This window comes from Thermoflexus hugenholtzii JAD2 (assembly GCF_900187885.1).
GTDB classification, from domain to species: domain Bacteria; phylum Chloroflexota; class Anaerolineae; order Thermoflexales; family Thermoflexaceae; genus Thermoflexus; species Thermoflexus hugenholtzii.
The window spans coordinates 1-4,472 of record NZ_FYEK01000026.1 but is presented as its reverse complement, the minus strand read 5'-3'; the positions used below and the strand labels follow the sequence as shown (position 1 = coordinate 4,472).

4 protein-coding genes are annotated in these 4,472 nt (G+C 68.9%); 1 reads left to right on the top strand and 3 read right to left on the bottom strand.

Going from position 1 to position 4,472, the window contains the following annotated elements; genetic code table 11:
* Window positions 1-189: Uma2 family endonuclease (locus CFB18_RS06250; RefSeq protein WP_200808108.1), on the top strand; the 189-nt coding region annotated here is incomplete at its 5' end.
* Window positions 190-345: 156 nt separating this feature from the next.
* Here the strand turns inward: CFB18_RS06250 and CFB18_RS06245 are convergent.
* The 3 genes from CFB18_RS06245 to CFB18_RS15265 all read right to left on the bottom strand — a co-directional run.
* The gene (locus tag CFB18_RS06245; protein WP_088570947.1) at window positions 346-1,524 is read right to left on the bottom strand and encodes an acetyl-CoA C-acyltransferase; all 1,179 of its coding nucleotides are present in this window, start codon (window positions 1,522-1,524) and stop codon (window positions 346-348) included.
* A gap of 72 nt (window positions 1,525-1,596) precedes the next feature.
* Window positions 1,597-4,017 carry a 3-hydroxyacyl-CoA dehydrogenase/enoyl-CoA hydratase family protein gene (locus CFB18_RS06240; RefSeq protein WP_088570946.1) on the bottom strand — a complete coding sequence of 807 codons (2,421 nt, stop codon included), beginning with the start codon at window positions 4,015-4,017 and terminating at the stop codon, window positions 1,597-1,599.
* 27 nt (window positions 4,018-4,044) lie between these two features.
* The coding region (locus CFB18_RS15265) for an alpha/beta fold hydrolase (RefSeq protein WP_200808107.1) at window positions 4,045-4,472 on the bottom strand (428 nt) is incomplete at its 5' end.

Sequence of the window (4,472 nt, the reverse complement as noted above, 5' to 3'; positions counted from 1 at the left end):
CTACGAGAGAAGATGGAGACCTACCTGGCCAACGGCGCCCGCCTGGCCGTGCTGATCGACCCCTACCGCAAAGCCGTGGAGATCTACCGCCCCGGCGCCCCGGTGGAGCGATACGAAGGAGTCCAGCAGGTGCCCCTGGACCCCGAGCTCCCCGGCTTCACCCTGGAACTGGGGCCGATCTTCGAGTGAGGGGATTGCCAGCGCCCCTCTCCCTCCCGGAGCGCATCCCCGGAGACCGAACACGCTTCAAAAAGGCCCTCTCCGTCCGGGCAGGCCAGGGTTCCCAAAAGGGGAGGCCCGGACGGAGAGGGCCCTCGCGATTCCTCGTCGATCCCTGCCTCGGGCTCAGAGCAGCTCGAAGATCCCCGCCGCCCCCATCCCGCCGCCGATGCACATGGTGACCATGCCGTAGCGGCCGCCGCGGCGGCGCAGCTCGTGGAGGATCTGGACGGTCAGCTTGGCCCCCGTGCAGCCCAGGGGGTGCCCCAGGGCGATGGCCCCGCCGTTGACGTTCACCCGCTCTATATCCATCTCCAGCTGGCGGATCACCGCCAGAGCCTGGGCGGCGAAGGCCTCGTTGAGCTCGATCAGATCGATGTCCTCCAGGCGTAATCCCGCCATCCGCAGGGCCTTGGGGATCGCCTCCACCGGGCCGATGCCGAACAGATCCGGCGGGACGCCGGCCACGGCGAAGGAGACGAAACGGGCGATGGGCCGCAGGCCCAGGGCCTCCGCCCGCCGGCGCTCCATGACCACCACCGCCGCCGCCCCGTCGCTCATCTGAGAGGAGTTCCCCGCGGTCACCACGCCCCCGTTCTTGAAGGCCGGCGGCAATTTCGCCAGCGCCTCCATCGAGGTGTCCCGCCGCGGCCCCTCATCGACCTCAAAGGTCACCTTCCGGCGCACAACCCGGCCGTCCTCCTCCGGCTCGGCCACCTCCACCTCCAGGGGGACGATCTCCTCCTTGAACTTGCCGGCGTCGATGGCGGCGATGGCCCGCTGATGGCTGCGCAGGGAGAACGCGTCCGCGTCCTCCCGGGAGATGCCGAACCGCTCCGCCAGCCGCTCCGTCCCCAGCCCCATGCTGATGAACACCTCCGGCCACGCGACCGCCAGCTCCGGGTCCGGCCGCAGGGTGAAGCCGACCATGGGCACCAGGGACATGGACTCCACCCCTCCGGCGATGATGATCTCCGCCCCGCCGGTCATGATGCGCTCCGCCGCCAGGGCGATGGCCTGCAATCCGGAGGAGCAAAACCGGTTGATGGTCATGGCCGGGACGCTCACCGGGAGCCCGGCTTTGAGGGCGGCGATGCGCGCGATGTTGAGGCCCTGATGGCCTTCCGGCATCGCGCAGCCCAGGATCACATCGTCCACCATCGCCGGGTCCACCCCCGGGGCCCGCCGCAGGGCCTCGGCGATAACCGCCGCCGCCAGGGCCTCCGGACGGGTGGTCCGCAGGGTTCCCTTCTTCGCCTTCCCGACCGCCGTTCGCACGCCCGCGACGATCACCGCTTCCCGCATCGGAGCCTCCCGATTCAGACTGGATTCGGGGCTAAAGCCCTTCCTGCGTTCGGGGCCAAAGCCCCTCCTGCCTCAATTTCGCAGGATCTTCCCGGTTTGCAGGAAGTGCCAGATCCGCTCCTGGGTCTTGGGCTCGCCGCACAGGGAGAGGAAGGCCTCCCGCTCCAGGTCCAGGAAGTGCTCCTCATCCACCCACATGGGCTCGGGGTGGTCGCCCCCGCAGAGCACATAAGCCAGCTTCTCCCCAATCTTGGCGTCGTGTTCGCTGATATAGCGCGCCTCCCGCATCTGCCAGACGCCGATGCGCAGCGCCGCCAGGAGGTCCCGACCGGCCGCGTAGAGTTTGGCCTTCAGCGGGGGCCGGTAGCCGGATTCCGCCAGATGGAGCACCTCGCGCTTGGCCTCGTGGAGCAGGAAGTCGGGGTTCATCACGATGCGGTCGGCCTCGCTCAGGAAGCCCAGGGCCCGCCCCTCCTCGGCGCTGGTGGCCACCTTCGCCATGCCGATGGTCTCGAAGATCCGCCGCAGGAAGGGAAGCGGATCGGCGTTCTCCGTCTGCATGGCGGGGGTGAGCACCCGGCGGATCATCTCCTTGCAGCCGCCGCCGGCGGGGATCAGGCCCACCCCAACCTCCACCAGGCCGATATAGGTCTCCGCCGAGGCCACCATGCGGGCCCCGTGCATGGCCACCTCCGCGCCGCCGCCCAGGGTCATCCCGAAGGGGGCGGTGACGATGGGCTTGTGGAAGTAGCGCATGGTCATCATCAGGCGCTGCATCGCCCGGACGCCCTGGTCGATGGCCTCGAACATCCCTTGCTGGGCGGAGACGCCGATGACGAAGACGTTGGCCCCGGCGCAGAAGTGCTCCCCCTGGTTGCCGATGACCATCCCCACCCAGTCCTCCCGATCCAGCCGCTCCAGCGCCCGCTCCATCATGGCGAAGATGTCGGGGTCCAGGGCGTTGGCCTTGGTATGGAACTCCAGGCAGAGGACGCCGTCGCCCAGGTCGATCAGGCTGGCGCTGGGGTTGCGCTCCAGGACGCGCCCTTCGCTTTTGAGCTCCCGGAGGACGATCACCCGGGGATGGGGCTCCAGCCGACGGTAAGCCCGCTCCCGGAAGTCGTAATAGCCCACGATCCGCCCGTTCTCATACTGATAGAAGGTCCGCCCCCCGGCCGCCAGGAAGTCCTTCACCCATTCCGCCACCGGCCAGCCCCGGGCCTCGATGCGGGCGACGGTCTCCGCTACCCCCAGGGCATCCCATGTCTCGAAGGGGCCCAGCTCGTAGTTGAAGCCCCACTTCATGGCGTTGTCCACCGCCACGATGTCGTCGGCGACCTCCGGGGCCACATAGGCCGCGTAGGCCAGGTAGAAATCCAGGACATCCCGGACGAACCCCCCGGCCCGATCCTCCTGGGCGGCTATGAAGCGCAGCCGCTCCCGCAGGTCCTCCATCTTCAGCGCCTTGCCCACCGACTCCCAGCGGGGCTTCTTCGGGGGCTCGTATTCCAGCGTCTGCAGGTTCAGCGGCCAGTATTGGGTCCCCTCGGGGGCCTCCACCTTCTTGTAGAAGCCCTGGCCGGCCTTGTTCCCCAGCCAGCCCCGCTCGATCATCGCCGCCATGACCTGGTTCATCGGGGAATCCTGGACCAGGGCGACGAAGGGGTCATGGCGCAGGGCGGCCATGCTGTGCTGCCCGACGTAGGCCGCCACATCCAGGCCCACCAGGTCCAGTAGGCGGAAGTGGGCGGTCTTGGGCCGGCCGATCAGCGGGCCCATCAGGGCATCCACCTCCTCCACGGTGTAGCCCTGTTCGATGGTGTATTTGCCCACGAAGGCCCCGGAGAGGAAGCCGATGCGGTTGGCGATGAAGTTGGGAGTATCCTTGGCCCGCACCACCCGCTTGCCCAGGCGGAGCTCCAGAAGGCGCTCCAGGGCGTCCAGGACCTCGGGCTTCGTGGCGGGGCCCGGGATCAGCTCCACCAGCTTCAGGTAGCGCGGGGGGTTGAAGAAGTGGGTGCCGGCGAAATGGGCCAGGAACTCGGGGGAGCGCCCGGCGCCGATCTCCCGCAAGGGGAGCCCGGAGGTGTTCGTGGTGACGATGGCCTCCGGCTTGCGCACCGCCTCGATCCGGGCCACCACCTCCCGCTTCACCGCCAGGTCCTCCACCACCGCCTCGATGATCCAGTCCGCCTCCCGCAGCCGATCCCAGTGATCCTCCGTGTTCCCGATCCGGATCAAGCGGGCCCGGTCCTCCACGAAGAAAGCGGCCGGCTTGGCCTTCTTCGCCCGCTCCAGCCCCGCCCGGACGATCCGGTTGCGGACCTCCGGGTGGTCCAGGGTGAGCCCCTTCGCCTCCTCCTCCGGAGTAAGGGATTTAGGGGGGATGTCCAGCAGGTCCACCGCGAAGCCGGCGTTGGCCAGATGGGCGGCGATGGCCGCGCCCATCGTCCCCGCACCGATCACTGCCACCCGTCGGATGGTGTAACCCATCGCAGCCTCCTTATGAGATTCCCGAGCTCACGTTTCACGCAGGATCCGCGTCAGCCACTCCCGGACCAAGGCTGCGGTCTCCTCCGGCCGCTCCATCGGGAAGAGATGCCCTCCGGGGATCACCGCGAAGTGGGCATCCGGCTTCAGGCGACGGAAGCGGGCCTCGGAATCCGCGGTGAAGGTGTCCGTGGATGCGCCCCGCACCACCAGTGTGGGGACCGGGATGCGGGGGACGAACCGCCAGGCATCGTGGGGGACGTTCACGAAGATATGAACCTCCCACTCCGGAGGATAGGCCAGCACGACCTGGCCGTCGGAAGAGGGGAGGAGGCCTTCCTCTAGGTAGCCCTTGAAGGCGTCCGGATGCCAGGCGGCGAACAAGGGGCGGGATCGGAGGTGGGCCGCGGCGGCCTCCCGGCTGGGCCAGGCCCGCCGGCGGCGCCGGGCGCGCCGGG

Excerpts from the sequence above, each read along its gene's own strand:
- CFB18_RS06245 (WP_088570947.1), bottom strand. The coding sequence starts at position 1,524 with ATGCGGGAAGCGGTGATCGTCGCGGGCGTGCGAACGGCGGTCGGGAAG.
- CFB18_RS06240 (WP_088570946.1), bottom strand. The coding sequence starts at position 4,017 with ATGGGTTACACCATCCGACGGGTGGCAGTGATCGGTGCGGGGACGATG.